Consider the following 26,618-nt stretch of genomic DNA (forward strand, 5'->3'; position numbering starts at 1 on the left):
GGGGCGATGCGCGTGTGGTGGATCGCGTTCGCGCTCGGCGTGGTCGTACTGCAGCGGCAGGCGGCGCTGCCGGGTGCGCTCGCATGGACGAGCGGTGTGGCCGTGCTCGCGGGCTGCGCGGTGCTGAGCGTGTGGTGCAGGCGTCGCCAGCGTACGCGCAACACCGCCATGTTCGGATGGTTGCTGTGTGCGCTCGTGGCCTGCGATGCAGGGTTAGGCTATGCGGCCGCGCGGGCCGAATGGCGGCTGCGCGACAGCCTGCCCGTCGAGTGGGAGGGGCGCGACATCGTCGTCACCGGCGTGATCCGCGGGCTGCCCGTGATCGACGAGACAGGCGCGCGGCTGCTGTTCGCGGTCGAGTCGAACGATGCGGGGCTGGCCCGTTTTCCGCCGTTGATCCGGCTGTCGTGGCGCGCCTATGGTGCGTCGGCGACACGCGATCCACTTCCCGATCTGCGCGCCGCACAGCGCTGGCGTTTCGTCGTGCGCCTGAAGCGCCCGCATGCCGAGGCCAATCCCGGTGTGCGCGACAGCGAGGCGGCGTGGCTGGCCGCAGGCATTCGCGCGATCGGGTATGTGAGTGCGCCCCGGCGGGCGGAATTGCTCGATGCGCGCGCGGCGGGATGGCGTGCGTCGATCGATCGGCTGCGCGATGCGCTGCGCGCGCGTATCGACGCGTCGCTCGGCAGCGACGCCGGTCATCGCGGCATCGTCGCCGCGCTCGCGATCGGCGACCAGTCTGACATCGGCGACGACGACTGGCACGTGCTGCGCAGCACGGGCACGAGCCACCTCGTCGCGATTTCCGGCCTGCATGTCGGGCTCGTCGGCGCGATCGCGGGTGGGCTCGTGTCGATGGTCTGGCGTCGCCTGCGCTGGCGCGCACGGGCTGCCACGCTCGTGTTTCCGGCACCGTACGTGGCCGCGCTGGCCGCCTTGGCAGCTGCCGGCGGCTATGCGGCGCTTGCCGGCTTCAACGTGCCGGCGCAGCGCGCATGGTGGATGATCGCGGCCGGCGGCATTGCGTACCTGGCCGGGCGCCGCGTGCCGACTTCCGCGGTGCTGTGCGCGGCGCTCGGCGGCGTGCTGCTTGCCGACCCGTGGGCCGTGCTGTCGGCCGGGTTCTGGCTGTCGTTCGGGGCGGTCGCCGTGATCCTGATGGCCGTCGCCGGCTGGCGTGGCGTGCGTGAGGTTGATACGGAAAACGAGGAGGGTGACGGCACGGCCGGCTTGTCGAGCCGGTTGCGCGCGTGGGGTGCCCGCGCCGGGCGCCGGGTCGCCGAGGCCACGCGCGTGCAGTACGCGGTGACGATCGGTCTCGCACCGCTCACGGCCGCCTGGTTCGCGCAGATATCCCTGTCGGGCCCGCTTGGCAATGCGTTCGCGATTCCGTGGGTCAGCTCGGTCGTGACGCCCGTCGTGCTGGCGGGAATCGCGCTACCCGCGCCGCTCGATGCGTACGCGTTCCGGCTTGCGCATGCGGCGCTCGAACCGATGATGACGCTGCTCGGATACCTCGCCGACTGGCCGGCCGGCGTGTTCTGGCTGCGCATGCCCGACTGGCCGGTGCTGGTGCTGGCCTGCGTGGGCGTCGCATGGGCGCTGATGCCGCACGGCTGGCCGTTGCGCTGGGCGGCCCCGATCACGTGGCTGCCGCTCGTCGCGCCGGCGTCTGATGCGCCGCCGCCGGGCGGCTTCCGGCTGACCGTTTTTGACGTCGGGCAGGGCGCGTCGGTGCTGGTGGAGACCGCGCGGCGTACCTTGCTGTTCGATGCGGGGCCGGGCGCGGAGTCGACCCACGCCGGCGCGCGGATCGTCGCGCCGGCGTTGCGTGCACGCGGCATCGCGGTGATCGATTCGCTCGTGCTCAGTCACGCGGATGCCGATCACGCGGGCGGTGCACCGGCCGTCTATGCGGCAGCCGACGTGCGCCAGCTGCTGGCCGGCATCGTGCCGAACAGCCGGTTGTGGCGCGATGCGGCAGCCGCCGGCGTCGCCGACCGGCTGCCGTGCGCGGCCGGGCAGCGCTGGACCTGGGACGGCGTCGCGTTCACGATGCTGTGGCCGCCAGGCGGCCTGGGCGCGGGCTCGTCGAACGGGCGGTCGTGCGTGCTGCGCATCGACGCGGGCGAGACGTCCGCGCTGCTGACGGGTGATGTCGATGCGCGCGGCGAACGCCGGCTCGTGGACGCTGCACGCGACGCGCTGGCCGCACAGATCCTGGTCGTTCCGCACCATGGCAGCCGCACGTCGTCGGTCGAGCCTTTCCTCGATTCGGTCGGGCCGCGCGTCGCGGTATTTCCTGTAGGCTATCGCAATCGTTTCGGACATCCGCACCGGACGGTGCTCGCCCGTTACGAGGCGCGCGGGATCCCGCTGCCGCGCACCGATCGCGACGGCGCCGTGCGGTTCGACGTCGCGCCGGCCGACGGCGGGTTTGCCTTCGAGCGTCATCGCGACGTTTGGCGGCGGTACTGGATGGATCGGTGAGCGCGGCGAAAGCCGGCGTATCAATAAAGATGGCCCGGGATCCGCGCTCAATGCCGAAGCGTGGGCCCGGCAGAACGCGAAGCATGGGGCGAGAGCAAGCGCTAAAGCACTCACTCTCGTCGACCGCGAAGCACGGGACCGGAGTAAGCGCTGAAGCGCCAACTCCGGTCGACCGCGAAGCATGGGACCGGAGTAAGTGCTAAAGCACTAACTCCGGTCGACAAAGGAGACATCGGCGTTTGAAGGACATCCTCCACTTCTCGCATGCGAACGGCTTTCCGGCATCGACGTACCGCACGATCTTCGCCGAACTGGCCGACGACTACGAGCTGCGCTACATCGAACGGATCGGCCACGACCGCCGCTACCCGGTGACGCGCGACTGGCCGCATCTCGTCGAGCAACTGCTCGACGACATCGGCAGCCGCTACGAGCGTCCCGTCTGGCTTGTCGGCCATTCGCTCGGCGGCTACCTGTCGCTGATGGCCGCGCTGAAGAAGCCGCAGTGGGTGCGCGGCGTCGTGATGATCGATTCACCGATCATCGCGGGCTGGCGCGCCGGCGCATTGCGCGCGAGCCAGTGGGCGGGGCTCGACGAGCGGCTGTCGCCGGCCGCCGCGACGCGCAACCGGCGTACGCACTGGGTAAGCCGTGACGAAGTCTGGCGGCACTTCCGCGAAAAGCCGGCGTTCGCCCGCTGGGACGAACGGATGCTGGCCGACTACATCGACTACGGGATCCCGCAGGTCGGCGCCGACGGCGAGCGCTCGCTCGCGTTCGACCGGCAGGTCGAATACCTGATCTACCGGACGCTGCCGCATACGCTCGGCCCGCGGCTCGCGCATGGCGCGCCGGTGCCGCTCGGCTTTCTCGCCGGCACGCGTTCGCGCGAGGTGCGCCAGGTCGGGCTCGATGCGACACGCCGCGCGGCGCGCGGCCGCGTCGAATGGCTGGAAGGCAGCCACCTGTTTCCGATGGAGCGGCCGCTCGAGACCGCCCGCGCATTGCAGCGGATGCTGAATTCGCTGAAGGCGGCGGAGGGCGATGTGTCGCAGGGCGTCATCCCCCTCGCGAAGCGCGCCTGACGCAGGGTTTGGCGGCCGGGGCGCCGCCTCCGGCACGCGCGGTTGCACCGGCCGGCGGGCGGTTGCGTCCCGGCGCGCACGGCTGGTGCGGGGCGGCGCGAAAGGGCGCGATCATCGAGTCAATTGCTGAGAGAAGGGCGGCCTTTACGGTATAATCCGTTTTTCCCGCGAGCATCCAGCGATGACCAAATATGTTTTCGTCACCGGCGGCGTAGTTTCTTCCCTTGGCAAGGGTATTGCCGCCGCTTCCCTCGCCGCGATCCTTGAATCGCGCGGTCTGAAAGTCACCCTCCTCAAACTCGATCCGTACATCAACGTCGACCCCGGCACGATGAGCCCGTTCCAGCACGGCGAAGTGTTCGTGACGGAAGACGGAGCGGAGACCGACCTCGACCTAGGCCACTACGAGCGCTTCATCAGCACGAAGATGCGCAAGGCCAACAACTTCACGACCGGCCAGATCTACGAATCGGTGATCCGCAAGGAGCGCCGCGGCGACTATCTCGGCAAGACCGTGCAGGTCATTCCGCACATCACGAACGAAATCCAGGCGTTCATCGAGCGCGGGGCCGCGTCGGCCACCTGCGGTGAGCCGGATGTCGCGATCGTCGAGATCGGCGGCACGGTCGGTGACATCGAATCGCTGCCGTTCCTCGAAGCCGCGCGCCAGATGAGCCTGCGCCTCGGCCGCAACAGCGCGTGCTTCGTGCACCTGACGCTGGTGCCGTACGTCGCGACGGCCGGCGAACTGAAGACGAAGCCGACCCAGCACAGCGTGCAGAAGCTGCGCGAGATCGGCATCCTGCCGCACGTGCTGCTGTGCCGTGCGGACCGCCGCATTCCGGACGACGAATCGAAGAAGATCTCGATGTTCTCGAACGTGCCGGAAGACGCCGTGATCTCGGTGTGGGACGCCGACAGCATCTACAAGATTCCGCAAATGCTGCACGACCAGGGCCTCGACCGCATCATCTGCGAGGAACTGAAGCTGTCGCCGAAGGATGCGGACCTGACCATGTGGTCGGAGCTGGTCGAGAAGCTCGAGAACCCGAAGCACGAAGTGACGATCGGCATGGTCGGCAAGTACGTCGACCTGACCGAGTCGTACAAGTCGCTGATCGAAGCGCTGCGCCACGCATCGCTGCACACGTCGACCAAGGTCAACATCGAATACATCGACTCGGAAGAGATCGAGACGAACGGTGTCGACAGCCTGAAGCATCTCGACGCCGTGCTGGTGCCGGGCGGTTTCGGTCGTCGCGGCACGGAAGGCAAGATCGCGGCGATCCGCTATGCGCGTGAAGCCAAGGTGCCGTATCTCGGCATCTGCCTCGGCATGCAGCTCGCGGTGATCGAATTCGCGCGCGACGTCGTCGGCCTGAAGCAGGCGAACAGCACGGAATTCGAGCCGGACACGCCGGAACGCGTGGTCGCGCTGATCACCGAGTGGTACGACCGCGACGGCAAGGTCGAGACGCGCACCGAGGAATCCGATCTCGGCGGCACGATGCGCCTGGGTTCGCAGCGCTGCCCGATCAAGCCGGGCACGATGGCGGAAGAGATCTATGGCAAGGACGTGAACGAGCGCCATCGCCACCGTTATGAAGTCAATAACCGCTTCGTGCCCCAGCTCGAAGCCGGCGGCCTTATCATCAGCGCCCGTACCCCGAGCGAGGATCTGCCGGAAATGATGGAGCTGCCGCGGTCGATGCACCCGTGGTTCGTCGGCGTCCAGTTCCACCCGGAATTCACGTCCACGCCGCGTGACGGTCATCCCCTCTTCAAGTCGTTCGTCGAAGCTGCGCTTGCCAACAAGCAAGCGCGCGGAGTGTAAGCATGAAGCTGTGCGATTTCGAGGTCGGTCTCGACAAGCCTTTCTTCCTGATCGCGGGCACCTGCGTCGTCGAATCGGAGCAAATGACGATCGACACGGCCGGCCGCCTGAAGGAGATCTGCGCGAAGCTGAACATTCCGTTCATCTACAAGTCGTCCTACGACAAGGCGAACCGCAGCTCGGGCAAGTCGTTCCGTGGCCTCGGAATGGACGAGGGCCTGCGGATCCTGTCCGAGGTGAAGCGCCAGCTCGGCCTGCCGGTGCTGACCGACGTGCATTCGATCGAAGAGATCGAGCAGGTCGCGTCGGTCGTCGACGTGCTGCAGACGCCGGCGTTCCTGTGCCGCCAGACCGATTTCATCCATGCATGCGCGCGCTCGGGCAAGCCCGTCAACATCAAGAAGGGCCAGTTCCTCGCGCCGCACGACATGAAGAACGTGATCGACAAGGCGCGCGAAGCGGCCCGTGAAGCGGGGCTGTCGGAAGACCGCTTCATGGCGTGCGAGCGCGGTGTCTCGTTCGGCTACAACAATCTGGTGTCGGACATGCGTTCGCTCGCGATCATGCGCGAGACGAGCGCCCCGGTCGTGTTCGATGCGACCCACTCGGTGCAGCTGCCGGGCGGGCAGGGCACGAGCTCGGGCGGCCAGCGCGAATTCGTGCCGGTGCTCGCGCGTGCGGCGGTCGCGACGGGCGTCGCGGGCCTGTTCATGGAGACGCACCCGAATCCGGCCGAAGCAAAGTCGGATGGCCCGAACGCGGTGCCGCTGAACCGGATGAGTGCGCTGCTGGAGACCCTCGTCACGCTCGACCAGGCGGTGAAGCGCAATCCGTTCCTGGAAAACGATTTCAATTGAAGATCGAATGAACCTTGCGACGGCTTCGCGCGTCAGTAGCGAAAGCGGTTCAGGCGCGCGCGCCGTCGCAGTTTGAAGAATCCATCGTCATTCTCAGAGGAAACCCATGAGTGCAATCGTAGATATCATCGGCCGCGAGATTCTGGATTCGCGCGGCAACCCCACCGTCGAATGCGACGTGCTGCTCGAATCGGGCACGATGGGCCGCGCGGCGGTGCCGTCGGGCGCGTCCACCGGCTCGCGTGAAGCGATCGAACTGCGCGACGGCGAAGCCGGCCGCTACAACGGCAAGGGCGTGCTGAAGGCAGTCGAGCATATCAACACCGAAATCTCCGAAGCCATCATGGGCCTCGACGCGTCGGAACAGGCGTTCCTCGACAAGACGCTGCTCGAGCTGGACGGCACCGACAACAAGTCGCGCCTCGGCGCGAACGCGATGCTGGCCGTGTCGATGGCCGTCGCGAAGGCAGCCGCCGAAGAGGCCGGCCTGCCGCTGTACCGCTATTTCGGCGGTTCGGGTGCGATGCAACTGCCGGTGCCGATGATGAACATCGTCAACGGCGGCGCGCACGCGAACAACAGCCTCGACATCCAGGAATTCATGATCGTCCCGGTGAGCCAGCCGACGTTCCGTGAAGCCCTGCGTTGCGGCGCGGAAGTGTTCCACGCACTGAAGAAGATCCTGAGCGACCGCGGCATGAGCACGGCGGTCGGCGACGAAGGCGGCTTCGCGCCGAACTTCGGCAGCAACGACGAGTGCCTGTCGACGATCCTGCAGGCGATCGAGAAGGCCGGCTACCGTGCCGGTGAAGACGTGCTGCTCGCACTCGACTGCGCGGCATCCGAGTTCTACCACGACGGCAAGTACCAGCTCGCGGGCGAAGGCCTGCAACTGTCGTCGGCCGAATTCACCGACTACCTCGCGACGCTCGCCGACAAGTTCCCGATCGTGTCGATCGAGGACGGCATGCACGAAAGCGACTGGGAAGGCTGGAAGCTGCTGACCGACCGCCTCGGCAAGAAGGTGCAGCTGGTCGGCGACGACCTGTTCGTCACGAACACGCGCATCCTGAAGGAAGGCATCGAGAAGGGCATCGCGAACTCGATCCTCATCAAGATCAACCAGATCGGTACGCTGACCGAAACGTTCGCGGCAATCGAAATGGCGAAGCGCGCAGGCTACACGGCCGTGATCTCGCACCGCTCGGGCGAAACGGAAGATTCGACGATCGCGGACATCGCGGTCGGCCTGAACGCCGGTCAGATCAAGACGGGTTCGCTGTCGCGCAGCGACCGCATCTCGAAGTACAACCAGCTGCTGCGCATCGAGGAAGATCTCGGCGACATCGCAAGCTACCCGGGTAAATCGGCTTTCTATAACCTGCGCTAACGCGCTACTATCGGGTTCGTCATATCGACGCCGCTCTGTGCATGTGCGCGGAGCGGCGCTTCTTATATCTGCGGTTCTTACATGCGGCTTGTCACTGTCGTCCTGATTGCCTTGCTGGCGCTCATTCAGTACCCCCTATGGTGGGGACACGGCGGCTGGCTGCGGGTGCATGAATTGCGTCAGCAGCTCGACGACCAGCTCCAGAAGAACGCGGACGAGAAGCTGCGCAACGAGCGCACCGCGGGCGAAGTACAGGATCTGCAGGGCGGCACCGCGGCCATCGAGGAGCGCGCGCGCTACGAGATGGGCATGGTGAAGGACGGCGAGGTATTCGTGCAGTTCGTGTCGCCGAATGCGCCTGCCGTCCCGCTGAACAACACGCCGTCGAATACGTCGACGCGCGGCGCCGTGTCCGCGGCACCGGTGCGTGTCGTGCCGAATCCGCAGTCGATCGCGAAGCCGTCGCGGCATCATGGCGGCGACAAGGGCAAGGCCGCGCATCACTGATGCATGATTGCTCGAACCCATTGAAAAAGCGCGGGAAATGCCGCGCTTTTTTATTTCCTGCCGGTAGTCAATCGGCTGAGCGATGCACGCTCACCACCACCATCCCGGGTAGCCGTAGCTGATGCCCGAGCCCCAGCGATTGCCCCATCCGCCGTAATACCCGCCGTAGACCGTCACCGGCGGCGGCGAGTAATAGGCCCATGCGCGCGCGGCGGCCTCGGCTGCCATCGCGCTGTTCTGTTCGCGCAGCACCTGCTGGTCGATCTCGTCATAGCGCTTGCGTTCGGCGCTCGACAGTGCGGGCGGCTGGCCGCCCGATGCACCGGGTTCGGGCAGGCGGCTCAGGATCGTGGAAGTCGGCGGCGGCATCGCGCAGCCGGCCAGCGCGAGCGTGCCGGCGGCAACGCTCGTCAGGACGATGGTGTGGAACGGACGATGAAGCGGGCTCATGTGTTTCTCCTGCAGCGCGCCGACGACGGGAAGCGGCTTGCGCCGAAGTGCGTGACTTCGGCGCCGGAGCCTTGCGTGCGACGCTCGTGCGTCATTATGCGCCCGTGCCCGGATGGCGGGCATCGGGCCACTGATCAGTGACGCTGCTCGGTCGCGGGCGCGATGCCCGTCTCGACGCCGGGTGCCGCGAACAGCTGCGCGACATCGACCGGATCGAATTCATAGCGCTGGTTGCAGAACTCGCAATGAATCTCGACATGGCCGCGCTCGACGATCACGCTGTCGACTTCTTCACGGCCGAGCATGCGCAGCATCGCGCCGACCTTCTCGCGCGAGCACGAGCACTGGAAACGCGTGCCGGCCGGTTCGAAGTGCTGCACGTTTTCCTGCCAGAACAGCCGGCGGAACACGACTTCCGGTTCGACCTCGAGCAGTTCCTGCGCGGACAGCGTGCCGCCGAGCGTGCAGACGCGCTCCCACGTATCGGTATCGGTTTCGGCGTTACGCGGCACGATGCCGCCGTCGCCCGGCAGCTTCTGCAGCAGCATGCCGACCGCGCGGTCGCGATCGGCCGCGAGCCACATCCGCGTGTCGAGCTGTTCCGAATGATGCATGTAATGCTCGAGCACCTGCGAGACGGATTCAAGCGGGCCTTCGACGCCGTTCAGCGGCACGATGCCCTGGTACGGCTGCTGGCCCGGCAGCTTGTCGGCCGGGTCGAGCGTAATCACGCAGCGGCCGTGGCCGCTCGCATTGACGAGCGACGCGAAGCGCGTGTCGTCGCCGATCGTCTGGGCGGAGTCGCCGGCGAACTTCGCGGTGGCCCGCATCGACAGATCCGAACCGCACTGGACGACCAGCATCTGGACCGGCCCGTCGCCGAAGATCTGCATGATCAGGGTGCCGTTGAATTTCAGGTTCGCGGACAGCAGCGCGCACGCGGCCATCATCTCGCCGAGCACCGTGCGCACCGGGGCAGGGTAGTCGCGGCGGGCGAGCACTTCCTGCCACGTATTGCGCAGCGAAACGATCTCGCCGCGCACGGGCGCCGCATTGAACATGAATTTCTGTAACTGGTCGCTCACTCTTCTTCCTTGAAATCCGTGCGAATCACCCGATCCGCACGAGTTGCTCCTTGAAATGCGCACGCCGCTCGACGTACGTCTTCGCGTTCGTGCGCAGCCGCGCAATGTCTTCCGCCGACAGCTCGCGCACGACTTTCGCCGGTGCGCCGAGAATCAGCGAGTTGTCCGGGAACGTCTTGCCTTCCGTCACGACCGCGCCGGCACCAACCAGACAGTTGCGGCCGATTACCGCTCCATTCAAGACCACCGCCTGGATACCGACCAGCGAACCCTCGCCGATCGTGCAGCCGTGCAGCATGGCCTGGTGCCCGATCGTCACGTTTTCGGCAATCGTCAGCGGAAAGCCGGGATCCGTGTGCAGGACCGCGCCTTCCTGGACGTTGCTGCCAGCGCCGACGGTGATCGTCTCGTTGTCGCCGCGAATCGTCGCGCCGAACCAGACGCTCGCGTTCTCCTCGAGCACGACCTTGCCGATGATGGCCGCCGTATCGGCGACGAATACGCTTTCGTGGATCGTCGGGGCCGTATCGCCCAGCTTGTAGATCGTCACGGAGTCTCCTTGTCTCTTCGATGATGGGCGCCGGTAGAATGGCGCGTCTGGTTTGCCCGGCGCATGCGCATTGCGCCGCGGAACAATCGCCTATTGTAAACCGTCGCGTGCGTGCGCTCCCGCGATGCGCACGCAGGGTGTCCCCGTTTATGAGCATGGAGTCTTCTTCTTTCGGCAATGCGTCTGCCTGTGTGCGCCGCACCGCGCTTGCCGCGCTGCGTGACGCCGAACCCGTGGCGAAGGCCGCCCAGGTGCGCGCGCTCTACGATGCGCTGCGGGCCAGGCAGGCGGCGATCGCGCCGTCGCTCGAATTGCCCGAGCCGGCCGATTTGCCCGGCCGGCCGGCGCGCCCGCCGCTCGTCGAGCCGCGCCAGCTCGGGCGACGCAGCATGCGTTCGCCCGAAGGGCGCGCGGTGCTGCTGCACGCGCTTGCCCATATCGAGTTCAATGCGATCAACCTGGCCCTCGACGCGGTCTGGCGCTTCGCGGGCCTGCCGGCCCCGTTCTATGCGGACTGGCTGAAGGTGGCGGCCGAGGAGGCCTATCACTTCACGCTGCTGTCCGAGCGCCTGGCGGCGTTCGGGCATGCGTACGGCGATTTTCCCGCGCACAACGGCCTGTGGGAGATGTGCGAGCGGACCAAGGGCGACGTGCTGGCGCGCATGGCGCTCGTGCCGCGCACGCTCGAGGCCCGCGGGCTCGACGCATCGCCGCCGATCCGCGCGCGGCTCGTGCAGGCGGGCGACGATGCGTCGGCCGCGATCCTCGACGTGATCCTGCGCGACGAAATCGGCCATGTCGCGATCGGCAACCGCTGGTTCCGGCATCTGTGCGACGAAGCCGGCCGCGATCCGGTGCCCACCTACCGGCAGCTCGCCGAGCAATACCATGCGCCGCGGCTGCGCGGCCCGTTCAATTTCGATGCGCGCCGCGATGCCGGATTCGAGCAGGCCGAACTCGACGAACTGGCCGCGCAGGACGTGGCGGACGGCAACGCGCCACGCTAGCCGGCGCGCGTTCGGCCGCACTTCGACGTGCCGCCCGCCGTCTCGGGGGCCCGGGACATGGTGCTTCTCCGCGGCCCCGGGCTTACGCGCGCCGCTAGAGCGGCACCTCGATTGCCGGACGCCGGAAAGAGAGCAGCGCCGCTATAATCGAACGATCATTCTTTTTTCTGGCGGCGGCAATGAGTGCATCGAGTTCTGTTTCCGATTTCGTCACGGTGCGCGGCGTCCAGCTGCATGTCCGGCGCTGGGGCCGGCCCGATGCGCCGACGCTGTTCATGCTGCATGGCTGGATGGACGTCTCGGCATCGTTCCAGTTCGTTGTCGATGCGCTCGCGGGCGACTGGCAGGTGATCGCGCCCGATGCGCGCGGTTTCGGGCTGTCCGACTGGCCGGTCGCGCGGCAGGGCGGCGGTCATTACTGGTTCCACGAGTACCTGGGCGACCTCGATGCGCTCGTCGACCACTATGCGCCGGCCGGCGAAGTCAACCTGGTCGGGCACAGCATGGGCGCGAACGTCGTGTGCCTGTATGCCGGCGCGCGGCCGGAGCGCGTGCGGCGCGTGGTCGATCTCGAGGGTTTCGGGCTGGCGCCCGCGCGGGCCGAGCAGGCGCCGCGCCGGTTGCGCGGCTGGCTGGACGAGTTGCGCGAACCGCCCGTGCTGCGCCCATATGCGTCCCTCGACGACGTGGCGGCGCGCCTGATCAAGACCAATCCGCGGCTCGACCCGCGCCGTGCGGCGTTCCTCGCCGCGCACTGGTCGAAGCGCGGCGACGACGGTCAGTACCACCTGCTGGCCGACCCCGCGCACAAGATGCCGGGGCCGCAGCTGTACCGACTCGACGAAGTGATGGCCACCTGGGCGCAGGTGCGCGCGAAGGTGCTGCACGTCGAAGCCGTCAATTCGCCGACGCTGGCCCACATCGCGGGCGACATCCCGTTGCCGGAATTCAAGGCGCGCTTCAACGCGTTCCCCGACTGGCGCGAGAAGCTCGTCGAGGACGCCGGACACATGGTGCATCACGACCAGCCCGAGCAGATCGCGGCGCTGATCGAGGCGTTCTGCGCGTAGGCGCGCGGCGGCAGCGGCGTGGCACGCGGGCGGCGCATTGCCGCGTTGCAGTAGAATGAAGCCTTACCTGCCATGCCGACAATGAACGCCGATCTCCACTGCCATTCGAATGTTTCCGACGGGTTGCTGCCGCCTGCCGACGTCGCGCGCCGCGCTCATGCCGGCGGCGTGACCCTGTGGGCGCTGACCGACCACGACGAGATCGGCGGCCAGGCAGCGGCGCGCAGCGAAGCGGAAGCGCTCGGCATGCGCTACCTGAGCGGCGTCGAGATTTCGGTCACGTGGGCATCGCGCACCGTGCACATCGTCGGCCTGAATGTCGATCCCGCGAATCCGGTGCTGGTCGACGGCCTGTACCGCACGCGCCACGGCCGCGCGGCGCGCGCGGTGGCGATCGGCGAGCAGCTCGCCACGCTCGGCATTCCCGGCGCGTACGACGGTGCGTTGAAGTACGTGTCGAATCCCGACCTGATCTCGCGCACGCACTTCGCGCGCTTCCTCGTTGAAAACGGTCACGCCACGTCGACATCCGATGTGTTCGATCGGCTGCTCGGCGACGGCAAGCCCGGTTTCGTCCCGCACCGCTGGGCGACGCTGCCCGACGCCGTTGCGTGGATTCGCGCGGCCGGCGGCGAAGCGGTGGTCGCGCATCCGGGCCGCTATCGCTATACGCCCGTCGAATTCGACGCGTTCTTCGGCGAATTCATCGATCTGGGCGGCCGCGCGATCGAGGTCGTCACGGGCAGCCACACACCCGACCAGTACCGCGAATATGCGGACGTCGCACGCCGCTTCGGCTTCGAAGCGTCGCGCGGCTCGGATTTCCATGCGCCAGGCGAGGGCCGTGTCGAGCTCGGCAGCCTGCCGCCGTTGCCGCCCGACCTGACTCCGGTCTGGGAACGCTGGCTCTGACACCGGGCGGCGGCCTGCCACCTGCGTTGCTGCCGGCCGCGCGCATCCGATTTCTCCCCCTTTACGCCCCCCATGTCCCAGTTCTTCAGGATTCACCCGGATAATCCGCAGCCGCGCCTGATCAAGCAGGCCGTGGAAATCGTCAGCAAGGGCGGCGTGATCGCGATGCCGACCGATTCGAGCTATGCGCTCGCGTGCCATCTCGACGACAAGGATGCGGTCGAGCGCGTGCGCCGGATTCGCGGCCTCGACGAGAAGCAGCACCTGTCGCTGCTCGTGCGCGACCTGTCGGAGCTCGCCAACTTCGCGATGGTCGACAACCGCCAGTACCGGCAGATCAAGTCGGTGACGCCGGGCCCGTACGTCTTCATCCTGCAGGCGACGAAGGAAGTGCCGCGCCGGCTGTCGCACCCGTCGCGCAAGACGATCGGCCTGCGCGTGCCCGATCACGCGATCACGCTCGCGTTGCTCGAATCGCTCGGCCAGCCGCTGCTCGGCACGACGCTGATCCTGCCGCCGGACGACGAGCCGCTCAACGACCCCGAAGAAATCCGCGAGCGGCTCGAGAAGCAGGTCGACCTCGTGATCGACGGTGGCGCGTGCCCGCGCGAGCCGTCGACGGTGATCGACCTGACCGGCGACGAGCCCGAGCTCGTGCGCGCGGGGCGCGGCGCGCTCGAACCGTTCGGACTCTCGGCCGCGTAAGCGCGCCGTTCCATTTTTTGCGCGAGTGCGCTTGTTACAATAACGCGATATGGATGCTTCCCTGATACAGACCATCGCCGTCTACGCGCTGCCCGTGATCTTCGCGATCACGCTGCACGAGGCCGCGCATGGCTACGCCGCCCGCCTGCTCGGCGACAACACTGCCTACATGATGGGGCGCGTGTCGTTCAACCCGATGCGTCACATCGATCCGCTCGGCACGATCGCGATTCCGCTCGCGATGTATTTCCTGACGGGCGGCGCGTTCCTGTTCGGCTATGCGAAGCCGGTGCCGGTGTCGTTCGGCAACCTGCGCGATCCGCGCTGGGGCAGCCTGTGGGTATCGCTTGCGGGACCGGCCTGCAACTTCGTGCAGGCGCTGATCTGGGGTGTGCTGACCCTCGTACTGCCCGCCGTCGGCGTCGACGAGCCGTTCTTCACGCGGATGGCGTTTGCCGGCGTCAGCGCGAACCTCGTGCTCGGCGTGCTGAACCTGTTTCCGTTGCCGCCGCTCGACGGCGGCCGCATCCTGGCGGCGCTGCTGCCGACGAAGCAATCGATCGCGCTGTCGCGCATCGAGCCGTACGGTTTCATCATCGTCCTCGTGCTGGTCGCGACGGGCGTGCTGACGAACTTCTGGCTGCGCCCGCTCGTCAACGTCGGCTACGCCGTCCTGAGCGCCATCCTGTCCCCATTCGCCTCGCTTCTCTAACGACAATCATGTTCCCTGAACGTATTTTCTCCGGCATGCGACCCACCGGGTCGCTGCACCTCGGTCACTACCACGGCGTGCTGAAAAACTGGGTGAAGCTGCAGTCCGAGTACCCGTGCTTCTTCTGCGTCGTCGACTGGCATGCGCTGACGACGCACTACGAGACTCCCGAGGTCATCGAGAAGAACGTGTGGGACGTGCTGATCGACTGGCTCGCATCCGGCATCGATCCGGCGCAGGCCACGCTGTTCATCCAGAGCAAGGTGCCGGAGCACGCCGAACTCGCGCTGCTGCTCGGCATGAGCACGCCGCTCGGCTGGCTCGAACGCGTGCCGACCTACAAGGAGCAGATGGAGAAGCTGAAGGACAAGGACCTGTCGACCTACGGCTTCCTCGGCTACCCGGTGCTGATGGCGGCCGACATCCTGCTGTATCGCGGCTCGCTCGTGCCGGTCGGTGAAGACCAGGTGCCGCACGTCGAGATGACGCGCGAAATCGCGCGCCGCTTCAACTACCTGTACGGCCGCGAGCCGGGCTTCGAGGAGAAGGCGCTCGATGCCGCGAAGAAGCTCGGCGGCAAGCGCGCGAAGCTCTATCACGAGCTGCGCAACGCGTATCAGCAGGAGGGCGACGACGAGGCGCTTGAACAGGCGCGCGCGATGCTGCAGGAATCGCAGAGCCTGTCGATGAGCGACCGCGAGCGCCTGTTCGGCTATCTCGAAGGCGCGCGCAAGATCATCCTGGTCGAGCCGCAGGCGCTGCTCACCGAAGCATCGCGGATGCCGGGCCTCGACGGGCAGAAGATGTCCAAGTCGTACGGCAACACGATCGGCCTGCGGGAAGACGCCGAGACGATCACGAAGAAGGTCCGCACGATGCCGACCGATCCCGCGCGCGTGCGCCGCACCGATCCGGGCGATCCCGACAAGTGCCCGGTGTGGCAGCTGCACCAGGTCTATACCGACGAAGCGACGCACGACTGGGTGCAGAAGGGCTGCCGCTCGGCGGGCATCGGCTGCCTCGACTGCAAGCAGCCGGTCGTCGAAGGCATCCTGCGCGAACAGCAGCCGATGCTCGAGCGCGCGCAGAAGTACATGGACGACCCGTCGCTGCTGCGCGCGATCGTCGCGGACGGTTGCGACAAGGCGCGCAAGTACGCGACGGAAACGATGCGTGACGTGCGTGACGCGATGGGCCTGTCGTACAACTGATCGACCGCATGAGCGCATCCGTCATTGCCGCCGCGGGCGGCCACGTCGCCCAGGCCGAGCCGTCGCGCTGGGTCGCGCAATGGTCGCGGCTCGTGTCGCCGGGCGGCGCGGTGCTGGATGTCGCTGCGGGCGGCGGCCGCCATGCGCGCTGGTTCGCGTCGCACGGCCATCCGGTCGTCGCACTCGACCGCGATCCGCCCGCGCTGGCCGCGTTGCGTTCGATTCCGGGCGTCGATGCCCGTGACGCCGATCTCGAAGGCGCGCCGTGGCCGTTGCCGGCCGGCGAGCAGTTTGCGGCGGTGGTGGTCACGAATTATCTGCATCGTCGGCTCTGGCCCCATCTGCTCGATGCGGTGGCGCCGGGCGGCGTGCTGATCTACGAAACCTTCGCGCAAGGAAACGAAACGGTCGGGAAACCGTCCAACCCCGCGTTCCTGCTCGCCCCGGGCGAGCTGCTGGACGCCGTGCACGGCCGCCTGCGGGTGGTCGCGTACGAGGACGGGTTCGTCGCCGCGCCGCGCGAGGCATTCGTCCAGCGTCTTTGCGCAGTGCGCGAGGGCGCGACCCCGAAGGCGGGGGCGGGAATTCCACGTTACGAACTGCCCGGCTAATCCGCTACAATCTCAATGTTTACCGGTACATAATCTCATTCGCGTTTCATGGCTAACGGCACCCAAGACGGCATTCAAATCCGCGGCAGCATCCCCGCGATCGTCACCCCGATGCTCGAAGACGGCAGTCTCGACCTGCCGGCGTTTCGCAAACTGATCGACTGGCACATCGCGGAAGGCACCGATGCGCTGGTCGTGGTCGGTACGAGCGGCGAGTCGGCAACGCTCAACGTCGAAGAGCACATCCTGATGATCCGCACGGCGGTCGAGCATGCGGCGAAACGCATCCCGATCATCGCGGGCGCGGGCGGCAACTCGACCGCCGAGGCGATCGAGCTGACGAAGCACGCGAAGGCTGTCGGCGCGGACGCGACGCTGCAGGTCGTGCCGTACTACAACAAGCCGACGCAGGAAGGCATGTACCGTCACTTCAAGACGATCGCCGAAGCGGTCGACCTGCCGGTGATCCTGTACAACGTGCCGGGCCGCACGGTCGCCGACATGGCGAACGAGACGACGCTGCGCCTCGCGGAAGTCCCGGGCATCATCGGCGTGAAGGAAGCGACCGGCAACATCGATCGCGCCGCGCACCTGATCAAGGCTGCCCCGAAGCATTTCGCGATCTACAGCGGCGACGATCCGACCGCGATCGCACTGATGCTGCTCGGCGGCCACGGCAACATCTCGGTCACGGCGAACGTCGCACCGCGCGCGATGAGCGACCTGTGTCGCGCGGCGCTGGCCGGTGACGTACAGACGGCTCGCGCGCTGCACATGAAGCTGCTGTCGCTGCACAAGAACCTGTTCATCGAAGCGAACCCGATTCCGGTGAAGTGGGCGCTGCAGGCGATGGGCAAGATGCAGGGCGGCATCCGGCTGCCGCTCACGGCGCTCGACGAGCGCTGCCACGAAGCCGTGCGTTCGGCCCTCGTCGAGGCCGGCGTCCTCGCCTGATGCCGAGGCGGTCGCGTCCTGCGGCCGCCGGCTCGAACCCTGATCAACCCGCACCGGCCGGCTCCGTCCGGCGCCGCTCCTGACGAGCGTTCTAGCAAGACGAAGGATTTCATGAAACGTTTCGCCTTTTCCTCTCGCGCCATCCAGATGTCGGTGATGGCGCTGGCGCTGGGCGCGCTCGCCGGCTGCGATACGCTGAACGACTACCTGGCCCCTGACCGGGTCAACTACAAGAACACCGGTTCGGCGCCGCCGCTCGCGGTGCCGAGCGACCTGAAGCCGGTGCCGACGACGCAGCAGTTCGTCGCGCCGCCGAGCAACGCCGGCCTCGGCACACTGCCGCCGCGGGTCACGACGCAGGCGGGCAACGCGACCGACGGCATCCCGAGCGCGCAGGATCCGCTCGGCATGCACATCGAGCGCGACGGCGACCGCCGCTGGCTCGTCGTCGATGGCCGCACGCCCGAGCAGCTGTGGCCGATCCTGAAGGAGTTCTGGCAGGAGAACGGCTTCTCGCTGAAGACCGATGCGCCGTCGACGGGCATCATGGCCACCGACTGGGCTGAAAACCGCGCGAACATCCCCGACGACTGGTTCCGCCGTACGATCGGCAAGGTCATCGATTTCGCGTACTCGTCCGGCACGCGCGACCGCTTCCGCACGCTCGTGAACCGCACGTCGGACGGCAACACCGATATCTCGATCACGCACAGCGCGATGGAAGAAATGATGGTCGGCCCGCAGGGCGGCACGTCGTCGCGCTGGGAAGAGCGTCCGCGCAACCCGGTGCTCGAAGCCGTATTCCTGTCGAAGCTGATGCAGAAGTTCGGCCTGACCGATGCGCAGGCGAAGCAGCTGCTGACCGATGCCCGTCCCGCGACGGCGCCGGCGCAGGTCAGCGACACGAGCAGCGGCGGGGCGACGCTGCAACTGGCCGAGTCGTTCGATCGCGCATGGCTGCGCGTGGGCCTGGCGCTCGACCGCACCAACTTCGCGGTCGACAATCGTGATCGCGAGAAGGGCGTGTACACCGTGCGCTATGCGAACACGATGGAAGAGCTCAAGCGCGACGGCCTGTTCGGCAAGCTGTTCTATGGTGGTCCGTCGGCCGCGAAGCCGGGCAAGGAGTACCTCGTCAACGTGCGCGCACAGGGCAACGGCAGCACGCTGGTTGCGGTGGTCGGCGCAAACGGCCAGGTCGACAACTCGTCGGACGCTCAGCGGATCATTTCGCTGCTCCACGCGCAGCTGAACTAAGCGCGTGCGATTCTCCAGCCTCGGAAGCGGCAGCGAAGGCAACGCGCTGGTCGTCGAGGCCTCGAGCGGCACGACGACCACTCGCGTGCTGCTCGACTGCGGCTTTTCCGCCAAGGAGGTCGAGCGCCGGCTCGGCCGACTGAATCTCTGCATCGGCGATCTCGATGCGATCCTCATTACCCACGAACACAGCGACCACGTCGGCAGTGCGCTGACGCTCGCCCGCCGCGGATCGCTGCCGCTCTACATGAGCTGGGGCACCGCGCGCGCGGTAGGCGCGGACGAGGCCGATGTCGATCTCCACGTGCTGTGGGGCGACGAGACGGTCGCGATCCGCGATCTGGCCGTGATGCCCTATACCGTCCCTCACGACGCGCGTGAGCCGCTCCAGTTCGTCTTTATGGACGGCGCCAGCCGGCTCGGCGTGCTGACGGACGTCGGGATGGCCACGCCGCACATCACGGCCGTCCTGAGCGGCTGTGACGCGCTGGTACTCGAATCCAATCACGATACCGCGATGCTGGCCTCGAGCCGCTATCCGCAGTCGCTGAAGGCGCGTATCGGCGGCAACCACGGCCACCTGAGCAATGACGCTGCAGCGGACATCCTCGCGTCGCTGGAGCGCAGCCGCCTCAAGCACCTGGTCGCGGCGCACCTGAGCCAGCAGAACAACCTGCCGGAACTGGTCCGCCAGGCGTTTGGCGGTGTACTGGGGACGAGCGGGGACGACGTGGTCGTGGCCACGCAGGACGCGGGCTTCGACTGGCTGGCGCTCGGATGAGCGGGGCAGGGCCGCTGCGGCGGCCCGGTGCGACTGCCGTGCGATAGACGCAGAAACGACAGACGTAAAAAAACCGGCCCTCGGGCCGGTTTTTTTTCAGCTGACGCTGAGGCTTACTGGCTTGCGCCCGAAGCCGGAGCAGCCGTCGCTGCCGAAGCAGCCGACGCCACTGCAGCAGCAGCGTCGCTCGCAGCAGCCGTTGCCGACGAAGCAGCAGCCGAAGCGTCGCTCGCAGCACCAGCAACTGCCGAAGCAGCCGACGAAGCAGCAGCCGAAGCGTCGCTAGCAGCCGACGAAGCAGCTTGATCAGCGCTCTTGTTGCAAGCAGCCAGTGCAACAGCAGCCAACAGGGAAGCTACGAGGAGGGATTTCTTCATGATCACGTCCTTTTATGGTTAAAGGTAAGCAACAGCGCGAAACAATACCGGTAATGTGCTCCAACACCGACCTGGGCCGCTGGTGGAGATGCACTTCTTAGAGCGTGAATCTTCCCTACGGCTTGGGCGGAAATTATATGCACTTTCCTATCGACCGTCGACAAATGCGGGGTCAATACGTTGTCTTTCCCATACAGAATTTGATCCGTACGGGCATACGGGGCGACTCACACTAAATCCGGTTTCCGACCCGTATCCAGCCCGCACGATACCACTCGTGCAACAAGGCTGTCATCGAGGGAACCCGGGATAGTGTTACAAACCGTTTCGCCTCCATCTGGCGTTGATTGGCCAGTTCGGGCAGCCATTCGCTGGCCTGCTCGAGCGGTCCTTCTTCACCATTAATGAAGTACGAGCGCGCGTTATACATCAATGCGGCCCTTCTGTCGAGACACACGCCACGGCGTGACGCTTGCGTGACGAACGCGGCCTCGGACAGCGGGCGCGCGGGCGGGTCGAAAACGACGTTCGGCTTGGGCTCGCTCAGGTAGCAGCCGAGGAATTCGGCGACGTCCCGTTTGCGCCAGCGGATCGCGTCCACGATCTCGGCCACGCGCTCGACCATCGCCGGAGGCAGCTGGGCGGGCGTGTCGACGGCCGGCTGCTTCGGATCGCGGTAAAGATCATCGCCACAACCGTCGCGCAGGCCGCCACGCTCCGCGAGATAGTACAGGAACTGGGCGCCCAGCTCGCCGGCGGACGGGGCCCGGAAGCCGATCGAGCAGGTCATGCATTCGCCTTCGGCGACGCCATCGTGCGCGATGTGCGGCGGCAGGTAGAGCATGTCGCCGGGTTCCAGCACCCATTCGTCGCTCGGCTCGAAATTTTCGAGGATCTTCAGAGGCACGTCCGGTTGCAGCGACAGGTCTTTCTGCGCACCGACGCGCCAGCGGCGCCGGCCTTCGACTTGCAGCAGGAATACGTCATACGAATCGAAGTGCGGACCGACGCCGCCGCCGTCCGTCGCATAGGAGATCATCAGGTCGTCCAGACGCGCATCGGGGATGAAGCGGAAGCGGTCGAGCAGTGCGCGCGCGGCATCGACGTGCAGGTCGAGCCCCTGCACGAGCAGGGTCCAGGCCTTGCGCGTGACGGCCGGCAGCGAGCCGGACTCGAACGGGCCCTGCTCCAGTTGCCACTTGTTACGAAAATGGGTGATCAGTCGCGATTCCGCGTCATAGTCCGCGGCGAGCTCGAACAGTGCGTCGCGCGAGACCGGCGACGCGACGCCGGGGATTGCCTGGCGGATCAGGAGCGGCTTCTTCTGCCAGTAGCCGCGCATGAATTGCGCCGGCGTAAGACCGCCGAGCAGCGGTGTGGGAAGATCGGAAGGCGGCGCGCCGAACGGGGCGGCAGCGGCATCCCGCGGTTCGGCTTGAGACCGGTTGCGCATCGTATAATGAGATTTGTATTTGGGAGAATTGGATGAAAATCGCAAAAAACACCGTCGTGTCGGTCACTTACAAGCTGTCCGATGCACAGGGCAATCTGATCGAGGAAAGCGACGAGCCGATGGTCTATCTGCACGGCGGCTATGATGGCACGTTCCCCAAGATCGAGGAACAGCTCGACGGCCATGAGCCGGGCTACGAGGCGCAGGTTCAGCTCGAGCCGCAGGACGCGTTCGGCGACTACGATCCCGAACTCGTGAAGATCGAGCCGCGCGACCGTTTTCCCGAGCCGCTCGAAGTGGGCATGCAGTTCGAAGGCACGCCGGAAGACGGCGACGAGGAAGTCGATTCGCTGATCTACACGGTCACCGACGTCGCCGAAGACAAGGTCGTGCTCGACGGCAATCACCCGCTCGCCGGCATGGCGCTGCGTTTCGCGCTCACCGTGAAGGACGTTCGCGAAGCCACCGAAGACGAAATCGAGCATGAGCACGCACATGGCGCGGAAGGGCTCGAGATCGTCGACGAGGACGACGACGAAGACGGCGAAGCGCCGTCAGGGCGTACCCTGCACTGAGCTCGCAGGCAAGCCGGGTGCCGGCCCCGACGCAGGGGCGGGCGCCGGCCACGACGCGCCGCCCGGTGCGGCGCCGTCACCCTGCAACGGCGGCGCGACCGACGACGAGTCGGGCAGCGCCGGCAACGCAGGGATTTCCGGCATCTGCGGCAGCGGCACGTCGTCACGCGGCACGAGCGGCAGCGCGGGTGGCACGGGCAGGTTCTTCGGCACCTCCTGCAAGCTCACGTTGAAGATCGTCTGCCGTGCCGGCGACACGCTCACCTTGACCCACTGATTCGTCGGATGGCGCGGTCCGATCGCGACGCGCGTCACATTGCCCACCAGTTCACCGTCGTCTGCCCGCAGCGGGCGGTCGATCAGAAAACCGTTCGCAAGCGGCTCACCGCTCGCGTGCATCACGAGTATCGGGCCGCGGAACGTCGCCGCCGCCTTCACCAGCGTTCGTTTCAGCTCACGGAAGCCGTCGCGCACGCGCGGCCGGTTGAAACGCAGCCAAGCGAAGCGTTCCGCGCGTTCATAGCGTTCGAACTGCGGATCGCCTTCGAACATCACCACCATCGCGCGTGCCTCGCGCCGCTTCGCGTATTCGGCCGCGTGGTCGATCCAGAAACCGTTTGCAATGATGCGGTCCTCGAATTCGCCGTTGCGGCCGCCGGCCGTCAGGTAGTGGTTGTTCGGCGCCGGCGCGTTGAGTGCGACGTAGACGATGTCGTCGCGCATCCAGCGGGCGTTCTCCCGATACGGTCGGAACCGTGCGACTTCGCTTTCCCGCGTGATCTGCAGCGCGCCGGGGTCGGGCAGTGCCGAATCGGCAAGCAGCGTCTGCCGCAGGAAGTCGAGCCGCTCGACCGGATCGTAGCCGCCGCCGGCCGCGGTGTTGCACGTTACCCAGTCGTCGTGGCCGGGAATGAACACGAGCGGCACGCGGGCCGCATCCAGGATCGCGCCCCGCTGCGAATACAGTGCATCGCGGCACGCTTCCTTCGAACCCTTGAGATCGCCCGCATAGACGACGAACGCGAGGTTGCGCTCGCGCGCGATCGCATCGAGCAGCCGCTGGGCGGCCGGTTCGTCCGCAGGGGCGTTGATCACGCCCGACACGACCGCGAACGAGTAGGGCGTGGTGCTGCGCTTCGGCGGCGCGGCCAGCGCGGTGGCCTGCGCGAGCGCGAGCGCCGCCGCAACGAGCATGGCGGCCGTGCGAGCCGGCAGGCCGCACAGGATGCGCTTACGCGTGTCCGTCGACATCGTGCGACCGGACCAGCGTGCGCAGTTCGTACAGCAGGTCGAGCGCCTCGCGCGGCTTGAGATCGTCGGGATCGATGTCGCGCAGTTTTTCGAGCGCCGGATGCGGTGTGTCGGGCAGCGCCGGCGCGTCCGCGCATTCGAGATCGTCGGCGGCCGCCGGCGGCGCGCTGAACAGGTCGAGCTGCGGCGTGTGCTGCGACGCCGACTGCTGTTCGAGATACGCGAGGTGCTTGCGCGCGGCGCGGATCACGGGCGCCGGAACGCCTGCGAGCTGCGCGACCTGCAAGCCGTAGCTCTGGTTGGCCGGGCCTTCGTTGACCGCGTGCAGGAACACGATGCCGTGGCCGTGCTCGACGGCCGACAGGTGGACGTTGGCCGCTTGAGGGAATTCGGCCGGCAGTTGCGTCAGCTCGAAGTAGTGCGTCGCGAACAGCGTGTAGCACGCGTTGTGCGCCAGCAGGTGGCGCGCGATGGCCCACGCGAGCGCGAGGCCATCGAACGTCGACGTGCCGCGGCCGATCTCGTCCATCAGCACGAGGCTTTGCGGCGTCGCGTCGTTGAGAATCGCAGCGGCTTCGGTCATCTCGACCATGAACGTCGAGCGGCCGCCCGCCAGATCGTCCGCCGCGCCGATCCGTGTGAAGATCCGGTCGATGGGGCCGAAGCATGCCGACTTGGCCGGCACGTAGCTGCCCACGTAGGCCATCAGCGCGATCAACGCGGTCTGCCGCATGAACGTCGACTTACCGCCCATGTTCGGGCCGGTGATCAGCAGCAGCTTGCGCTCGGTGCCGAAGCGGCAATCGTTCGCGATGAACTGTTCGACCTGCGCTTCGACGACCGGGTGGCGGCCCTGTTCGATTTCAATGCCGATCTCGTCGGTGAAGGTCGGTGCGACCCAGTCGAGCGCGCGGGCGCGTTCGGCGAATGCGGCGAGCAGGTCGAGCTCGGCGAGCGCCGATGCGACGCGCTGGCACTCCGGGATGAACGGCAGCAGCGCCTGCAGCACCGCGTCGTACAGCGCGCGCTCGCGCGCCAGTGCGCGTTCCTGCGCGGACAACGCCTTGTCCTCGAAGGTCTTCAGTTCGGGCGTGATGTAGCGCTCGGCGTTCTTCAGCGTCTGGCGCCGGCGGTAATCGTCGGGCACCTTGTCGGTCTGGCCGCGCGTGACCTCGATGTAGAAGCCGTGCACCTTGTTGTATTCGACGCGCAGGTTCGCGATGCCGGTGCGCGTACGCTCGCGCGCTTCGAGATCGATCAGGAACTGCCCGCAGTTCTCCGAGATGTCGCGCAGTTCGTCGAGTTCCGCATCGTAGCCGCGCGCGATGACGCCGCCGTCGCGCACCATCGCGGCCGGCTCGGGCGCAATCGCGCTCGTCAGCAGATCGAGGCATTCGGCGGGCGGTGCGAGTGCTGCGTCGACGCGGGTGAGTGCGTCCGCGTTCGCGACGATCGCGCTGATGCGCTCGCGCAGAGCCGGTAGCGCGGCGAACGTGTCGCGCAGGCTCGACAGGTCGCGCGGGCGGGCGGACAGCAGCGCGAGACGCCCGGTGATCCGTTCGACGTCGGCGATCTGGCGCAGCGCGCTGCGCAGCGCATCGAGGCTTGCGTTTGCCGGCGCATCGAGCAGTGCGCCGATCGCCTGCTGGCGCGACTGCGCGGCGACCGATGCGCGCGGCGGGTGATGCAGCCAGTGACGCAGCAGGCGGCTGCCCATCGTCGTGCAGCAGGTGTCGAGCAGCGAATACAGCGTCGGCGACTCGGTGCCGCGCAACGTCTCGGTCAGTTCGAGGTTGCGGCGCGTGGCCGGATCGAGACCGATGTACTCCGTTTCGTTCTCGACCTTCAGGCTGCGCACGTGCCGCAGTTGCTGGCCCTGCGTGGCGGCCGCGTAGAGCAGCAGCGCGCCGGCTGCGCCGCACGCGCTCGTGAGCGAATGCGCACCGAAACCGTCGAGGCTCGCGACATCGAGCTGGTCGCACAGGCGCTGCGTGCCCGACGCGATGTCGAAGTGCCATGCCGGCACGCGCTTGCTTGCGCCGGCGCTGGGCGGCACAGCATCGGTCGCGCCGTCCGGCGTCAGGATCTCGGCCGGCCGGATGCGTTCGAGCGCGGCCGCGAGCTGGTCGGGTTCGATTTCGGCGAGCCGCAGTGCGCCGCTGGCGAGGTTCAGCCATGCAAGGCCGATGTTCACTGCGACGCCGCGCTTGTTGTGGCCCGTGCACATCGCGAGCAGGTAGACGTCGTTCTTGTCGGACAGCAGCGCGGCATCGGTCAGCGTGCCGGGCGTGACGACGCGCACGACCTTGCGCTCGACGGGGCCCTTCGACGTGGCGGGATCGCCGATCTGCTCGCAGATCGCGACCGATTCGCCCATCTTCACGAGCTTCGCAAGATACTGCTCGACCGCGTGATGCGGTACGCCGGCCATCTTGATCGGCGTGCCGGCGGTGGCGCCGCGTTGCGTGAGGGTCAGGTCGAGCAGGCGTGCGGCTTTCTCCGCGTCTTCGAAGAACAGCTCGTAGAAGTCGCCCATCCGGTAGAAGACAAGCGTGTCGGGATGGTCGGCCTTGATGCGCAGGTACTGCTGCATCATTGGGGTATGGCCGGCGAAGGCGTCGGGCGACAGCGTGGTCATAAGTCAGGCGTGAAGTTGTTGCTTTGGTTGCCCGAGTTTACCAGTGGCTTCACATGCGGGCGCGAAGTTGGCCGTTTGGCCAGGTGCAGGACGAATCGGCAGTGCCCGGGGGCCTGTCCTAGCTCGCAGGCGGTAGCGCTGCAGGCACGACCCGCCACGTAGTGCTAACCCCGACACGCCAGTTGCGGTCGACAGGCTAGATTGTGACTGTACGGGTTCGTTGATCGGATATCGGACACTCTGTCCATTTCCTCGATATGTCGACCGGAGATCGCTACGTGAACGAATCGACCTACCGTGTCATTTTCGGGTTTGTCATGATCTGCTGACCGTGACGGAGGACATATGGCGCATTCCCTGTACGAATTGCTTAGCAGCCTCGACGAACGCCGCCTCTTTTATACATTGGGCCGGCATCGCCCGGACACCATTCTGGTCTCGATAACTGTGCCAGGTGAGCGTATCGAGATCGACGTCTTCGACGATGGACATATGGAAATGTCGCGTTTTGCCGGAGACGAGAGTGTAATTGACGACCCACAAATAATTTTAAAGGCTATCGAGGAGGCGTCTGAGTGAACCGGATTGGTCATGAGACGCAAAGCGCCCACTTTCCGTCGGTCGACGCAGCAACCTTCCAAACGACACGTCGCTACTTCGCACTATGGCTTGTCGCCATTTTCTACTCGTCAACGGCGCTCGCCGGGCCCAACGTTTGCACTTCAGACCAAACTCGGAGGGCCGAGGCTGTTTCTGATGCCGCCACGTCGTGGAAGCAGTTGCATCGACAATTTCGAAATTTCGCAAACTGTGACGATGGGGCAGTCGCGGAAGGGTTCAGCGAATCAAACACTCT

Annotated in this window: 25 protein-coding genes and 1 pseudogene; 19 read left to right on the forward strand and 7 right to left on the reverse strand. The window is 66.7% G+C overall.

Features of this window, described 5'->3' with window-relative positions:
• Positions 1 to 6: 6 nt before the first annotated feature.
• The 6 genes from QZM35_RS09070 (at position 7) to ftsB (ending at position 8,163) form a co-directional block, all read left to right on the forward strand.
• Complete coding sequence (locus QZM35_RS09070) at positions 7 to 2,490, forward strand: DNA internalization-related competence protein ComEC/Rec2 (protein ID WP_301775835.1); 2,484 nt, start codon at positions 7 to 9, stop codon at positions 2,488 to 2,490.
• A gap of 239 nt (positions 2,491 to 2,729) precedes the next feature.
• Positions 2,730 to 3,575 carry an alpha/beta fold hydrolase gene (locus tag QZM35_RS09075; protein ID WP_089425749.1) on the forward strand — a complete coding sequence of 282 codons (846 nt, stop codon included), beginning with the start codon at positions 2,730 to 2,732 and terminating at the stop codon, positions 3,573 to 3,575.
• 181 nt (positions 3,576 to 3,756) lie between these two features.
• Positions 3,757 to 5,409 (forward strand): CTP synthase, encoded by a 1,653-nt coding sequence (locus QZM35_RS09080; RefSeq protein ID WP_089431257.1) that lies wholly within the window; start codon positions 3,757 to 3,759, stop codon positions 5,407 to 5,409.
• 2 nt (positions 5,410 to 5,411) lie between these two features.
• Positions 5,412 to 6,266 carry a 3-deoxy-8-phosphooctulonate synthase gene (gene kdsA / locus QZM35_RS09085; RefSeq protein WP_046546045.1) on the forward strand — a complete coding sequence of 285 codons (855 nt, stop codon included), beginning with the start codon at positions 5,412 to 5,414 and terminating at the stop codon, positions 6,264 to 6,266.
• Between the two features lie 106 nt (positions 6,267 to 6,372).
• A complete protein-coding gene (gene eno / locus QZM35_RS09090) occupies positions 6,373 to 7,656 on the forward strand; it encodes a phosphopyruvate hydratase (protein ID WP_011352544.1) in 1,284 nt (427 codons plus the stop codon).
• 81 nt (positions 7,657 to 7,737) lie between these two features.
• Positions 7,738 to 8,163 carry a cell division protein FtsB gene (ftsB, locus tag QZM35_RS09095; protein ID WP_046546044.1) on the forward strand — a complete coding sequence of 142 codons (426 nt, stop codon included), beginning with the start codon at positions 7,738 to 7,740 and terminating at the stop codon, positions 8,161 to 8,163.
• Between the two features lie 90 nt (positions 8,164 to 8,253).
• On the opposite strand, the gene QZM35_RS09100 is transcribed toward ftsB, so the two are convergent.
• From QZM35_RS09100 to QZM35_RS09110, 3 genes are all read right to left on the reverse strand, one after another.
• Positions 8,254 to 8,613 carry a hypothetical protein gene (locus QZM35_RS09100; protein ID WP_089425747.1) on the reverse strand — a complete coding sequence of 120 codons (360 nt, stop codon included), beginning with the start codon at positions 8,611 to 8,613 and terminating at the stop codon, positions 8,254 to 8,256.
• Positions 8,614 to 8,747: 134 nt separating this feature from the next.
• Entirely contained in the window at positions 8,748 to 9,698 is a 951-nt protein-coding gene (gene hslO, locus QZM35_RS09105; RefSeq protein WP_089425746.1) for an Hsp33 family molecular chaperone HslO, read from the reverse strand.
• Between the two features lie 25 nt (positions 9,699 to 9,723).
• Complete coding sequence (locus tag QZM35_RS09110) at positions 9,724 to 10,248, reverse strand: gamma carbonic anhydrase family protein (protein WP_071334714.1); 525 nt, start codon at positions 10,246 to 10,248, stop codon at positions 9,724 to 9,726.
• Positions 10,249 to 10,397: 149 nt separating this feature from the next.
• Here QZM35_RS09110 and QZM35_RS09115 point away from each other — a divergent pair, with 149 nt between their 5' ends.
• The 11 genes from QZM35_RS09115 (at position 10,398) to QZM35_RS09165 (ending at position 19,754) form a co-directional block, all read left to right on the forward strand.
• Entirely contained in the window at positions 10,398 to 11,255 is an 858-nt protein-coding gene (locus tag QZM35_RS09115; protein WP_089425745.1) for a ferritin-like domain-containing protein, read from the forward strand.
• Positions 11,256 to 11,434: 179 nt separating this feature from the next.
• Positions 11,435 to 12,325 (forward strand): alpha/beta fold hydrolase, encoded by an 891-nt coding sequence (locus QZM35_RS09120; protein ID WP_089425744.1) that lies wholly within the window; start codon positions 11,435 to 11,437, stop codon positions 12,323 to 12,325.
• Positions 12,326 to 12,406: 81 nt separating this feature from the next.
• Positions 12,407 to 13,237 carry a 3',5'-nucleoside bisphosphate phosphatase gene (locus tag QZM35_RS09125; RefSeq protein ID WP_179255063.1) on the forward strand — a complete coding sequence of 277 codons (831 nt, stop codon included), beginning with the start codon at positions 12,407 to 12,409 and terminating at the stop codon, positions 13,235 to 13,237.
• Between the two features lie 72 nt (positions 13,238 to 13,309).
• A complete protein-coding gene (locus QZM35_RS09130) occupies positions 13,310 to 13,942 on the forward strand; it encodes an L-threonylcarbamoyladenylate synthase (RefSeq protein ID WP_039364722.1) in 633 nt (210 codons plus the stop codon).
• Positions 13,943 to 13,991: 49 nt separating this feature from the next.
• Positions 13,992 to 14,654 carry a site-2 protease family protein gene (locus QZM35_RS09135; protein WP_069248339.1) on the forward strand — a complete coding sequence of 221 codons (663 nt, stop codon included), beginning with the start codon at positions 13,992 to 13,994 and terminating at the stop codon, positions 14,652 to 14,654.
• A gap of 8 nt (positions 14,655 to 14,662) precedes the next feature.
• On the forward strand, positions 14,663 to 15,865 hold the full coding sequence (locus QZM35_RS09140) for a tryptophan--tRNA ligase (protein ID WP_011352534.1): 1,203 nt from the start codon (positions 14,663 to 14,665) through the stop codon (positions 15,863 to 15,865).
• An 8-nt stretch (positions 15,866 to 15,873) separates the two neighbouring features.
• Positions 15,874 to 16,476, forward strand: a complete 603-nt coding sequence (locus tag QZM35_RS09145; protein WP_089425742.1) for a bifunctional 2-polyprenyl-6-hydroxyphenol methylase/3-demethylubiquinol 3-O-methyltransferase UbiG — start codon at positions 15,874 to 15,876, stop codon at positions 16,474 to 16,476.
• A 48-nt stretch (positions 16,477 to 16,524) separates the two neighbouring features.
• A complete protein-coding gene (dapA, locus tag QZM35_RS09150) occupies positions 16,525 to 17,430 on the forward strand; it encodes a 4-hydroxy-tetrahydrodipicolinate synthase (protein ID WP_011352532.1) in 906 nt (301 codons plus the stop codon).
• A gap of 111 nt (positions 17,431 to 17,541) precedes the next feature.
• Positions 17,542 to 18,687, forward strand: coding sequence for an outer membrane protein assembly factor BamC (bamC, locus tag QZM35_RS09155; RefSeq protein ID WP_089425741.1), 1,146 nt, complete (start codon positions 17,542 to 17,544; stop codon positions 18,685 to 18,687).
• Positions 18,688 to 18,691: 4 nt separating this feature from the next.
• Positions 18,692 to 19,468 (forward strand): MBL fold metallo-hydrolase, encoded by a 777-nt coding sequence (locus QZM35_RS09160; RefSeq protein WP_089425740.1) that lies wholly within the window; start codon positions 18,692 to 18,694, stop codon positions 19,466 to 19,468.
• 121 nt (positions 19,469 to 19,589) lie between these two features.
• Entirely contained in the window at positions 19,590 to 19,754 is a 165-nt protein-coding gene (locus QZM35_RS09165; RefSeq protein ID WP_164725389.1) for a hypothetical protein, read from the forward strand.
• Between the two features lie 20 nt (positions 19,755 to 19,774).
• Here QZM35_RS09165 and QZM35_RS38145 read toward each other — a convergent pair.
• Together QZM35_RS38145 and QZM35_RS09170 are read right to left on the reverse strand one after the other, a co-directional pair.
• Positions 19,775 to 20,021: pseudogene (locus QZM35_RS38145) on the reverse strand (hypothetical protein).
• Positions 20,022 to 20,077: 56 nt separating this feature from the next.
• Positions 20,078 to 21,298 (reverse strand): cupin domain-containing protein, encoded by a 1,221-nt coding sequence (locus tag QZM35_RS09170; protein WP_089425738.1) that lies wholly within the window; start codon positions 21,296 to 21,298, stop codon positions 20,078 to 20,080.
• A gap of 32 nt (positions 21,299 to 21,330) precedes the next feature.
• Here QZM35_RS09170 and QZM35_RS09175 point away from each other — a divergent pair, with 32 nt between their 5' ends.
• Positions 21,331 to 21,873: a peptidylprolyl isomerase gene (locus tag QZM35_RS09175; RefSeq protein ID WP_059554208.1), complete on the forward strand. Its 543-nt coding sequence runs from the start codon at positions 21,331 to 21,333 to the stop codon at positions 21,871 to 21,873.
• On the opposite strand, the gene QZM35_RS09180 is transcribed toward QZM35_RS09175, so the two are convergent.
• Together QZM35_RS09180 and mutS are read right to left on the reverse strand one after the other, a co-directional pair.
• Entirely contained in the window at positions 21,853 to 23,124 is a 1,272-nt protein-coding gene (locus tag QZM35_RS09180; RefSeq protein WP_179255058.1) for a hypothetical protein, read from the reverse strand. The two genes, QZM35_RS09175 and QZM35_RS09180, sit on opposite strands and share 21 nt — an antisense overlap.
• Complete coding sequence (mutS, locus tag QZM35_RS09185; RefSeq protein WP_089425737.1) at positions 23,105 to 25,762, reverse strand: DNA mismatch repair protein MutS; 2,658 nt, start codon at positions 25,760 to 25,762, stop codon at positions 23,105 to 23,107. The genes QZM35_RS09180 and mutS overlap by 20 nt, the downstream gene beginning before the upstream one ends.
• Before the next feature lie 345 nt (positions 25,763 to 26,107).
• Between mutS and QZM35_RS09190 the strand changes: the two genes are divergently transcribed.
• The gene (locus tag QZM35_RS09190) at positions 26,108 to 26,341 is read left to right on the forward strand and encodes a hypothetical protein (RefSeq protein ID WP_089425736.1); all 234 of its coding nucleotides are present in this window, start codon (positions 26,108 to 26,110) and stop codon (positions 26,339 to 26,341) included.
• Positions 26,342 to 26,618: the final 277 nt, after the last annotated feature.

The organism is Burkholderia sp. AU45274, from assembly GCF_030482505.1.
GTDB lineage: Bacteria > Pseudomonadota > Gammaproteobacteria > Burkholderiales > Burkholderiaceae > Burkholderia.

Bases quoted from the DNA above. Each gene is read 5' to 3' on its own strand.
- QZM35_RS09070 (WP_301775835.1), top strand. From the start codon at position 7: ATGCGCGTGTGGTGGATCGCGTTCGCGCTCGGCGTGGTCGTACTGCAG.
- QZM35_RS09080 (WP_089431257.1), top strand. From the start codon at position 3,757: ATGACCAAATATGTTTTCGTCACCGGCGGCGTAGTTTCTTCCCTTGGC.
- kdsA (WP_046546045.1), top strand. From the start codon at position 5,412: ATGAAGCTGTGCGATTTCGAGGTCGGTCTCGACAAGCCTTTCTTCCTG.
- eno (WP_011352544.1), top strand. From the start codon at position 6,373: ATGAGTGCAATCGTAGATATCATCGGCCGCGAGATTCTGGATTCGCGC.
- ftsB (WP_046546044.1), top strand. From the start codon at position 7,738: ATGCGGCTTGTCACTGTCGTCCTGATTGCCTTGCTGGCGCTCATTCAG.
- QZM35_RS09100 (WP_089425747.1), bottom strand. From the start codon at position 8,613: ATGAGCCCGCTTCATCGTCCGTTCCACACCATCGTCCTGACGAGCGTT.
- QZM35_RS09115 (WP_089425745.1), top strand. From the start codon at position 10,398: ATGAGCATGGAGTCTTCTTCTTTCGGCAATGCGTCTGCCTGTGTGCGC.
- QZM35_RS09120 (WP_089425744.1), top strand. From the start codon at position 11,435: ATGAGTGCATCGAGTTCTGTTTCCGATTTCGTCACGGTGCGCGGCGTC.
- QZM35_RS09125 (WP_179255063.1), top strand. From the start codon at position 12,407: ATGAACGCCGATCTCCACTGCCATTCGAATGTTTCCGACGGGTTGCTG.
- QZM35_RS09130 (WP_039364722.1), top strand. From the start codon at position 13,310: ATGTCCCAGTTCTTCAGGATTCACCCGGATAATCCGCAGCCGCGCCTG.
- QZM35_RS09135 (WP_069248339.1), top strand. From the start codon at position 13,992: ATGGATGCTTCCCTGATACAGACCATCGCCGTCTACGCGCTGCCCGTG.
- QZM35_RS09140 (WP_011352534.1), top strand. From the start codon at position 14,663: ATGTTCCCTGAACGTATTTTCTCCGGCATGCGACCCACCGGGTCGCTG.
- QZM35_RS09145 (WP_089425742.1), top strand. From the start codon at position 15,874: ATGAGCGCATCCGTCATTGCCGCCGCGGGCGGCCACGTCGCCCAGGCC.
- dapA (WP_011352532.1), top strand. From the start codon at position 16,525: ATGGCTAACGGCACCCAAGACGGCATTCAAATCCGCGGCAGCATCCCC.
- bamC (WP_089425741.1), top strand. From the start codon at position 17,542: ATGAAACGTTTCGCCTTTTCCTCTCGCGCCATCCAGATGTCGGTGATG.
- QZM35_RS09170 (WP_089425738.1), bottom strand. From the start codon at position 21,298: ATGCGCAACCGGTCTCAAGCCGAACCGCGGGATGCCGCTGCCGCCCCG.
- QZM35_RS09175 (WP_059554208.1), top strand. From the start codon at position 21,331: ATGAAAATCGCAAAAAACACCGTCGTGTCGGTCACTTACAAGCTGTCC.
- QZM35_RS09180 (WP_179255058.1), bottom strand. From the start codon at position 23,124: ATGTCGACGGACACGCGTAAGCGCATCCTGTGCGGCCTGCCGGCTCGC.
- mutS (WP_089425737.1), bottom strand. From the start codon at position 25,762: ATGACCACGCTGTCGCCCGACGCCTTCGCCGGCCATACCCCAATGATG.
- QZM35_RS09190 (WP_089425736.1), top strand. From the start codon at position 26,108: ATGGCGCATTCCCTGTACGAATTGCTTAGCAGCCTCGACGAACGCCGC.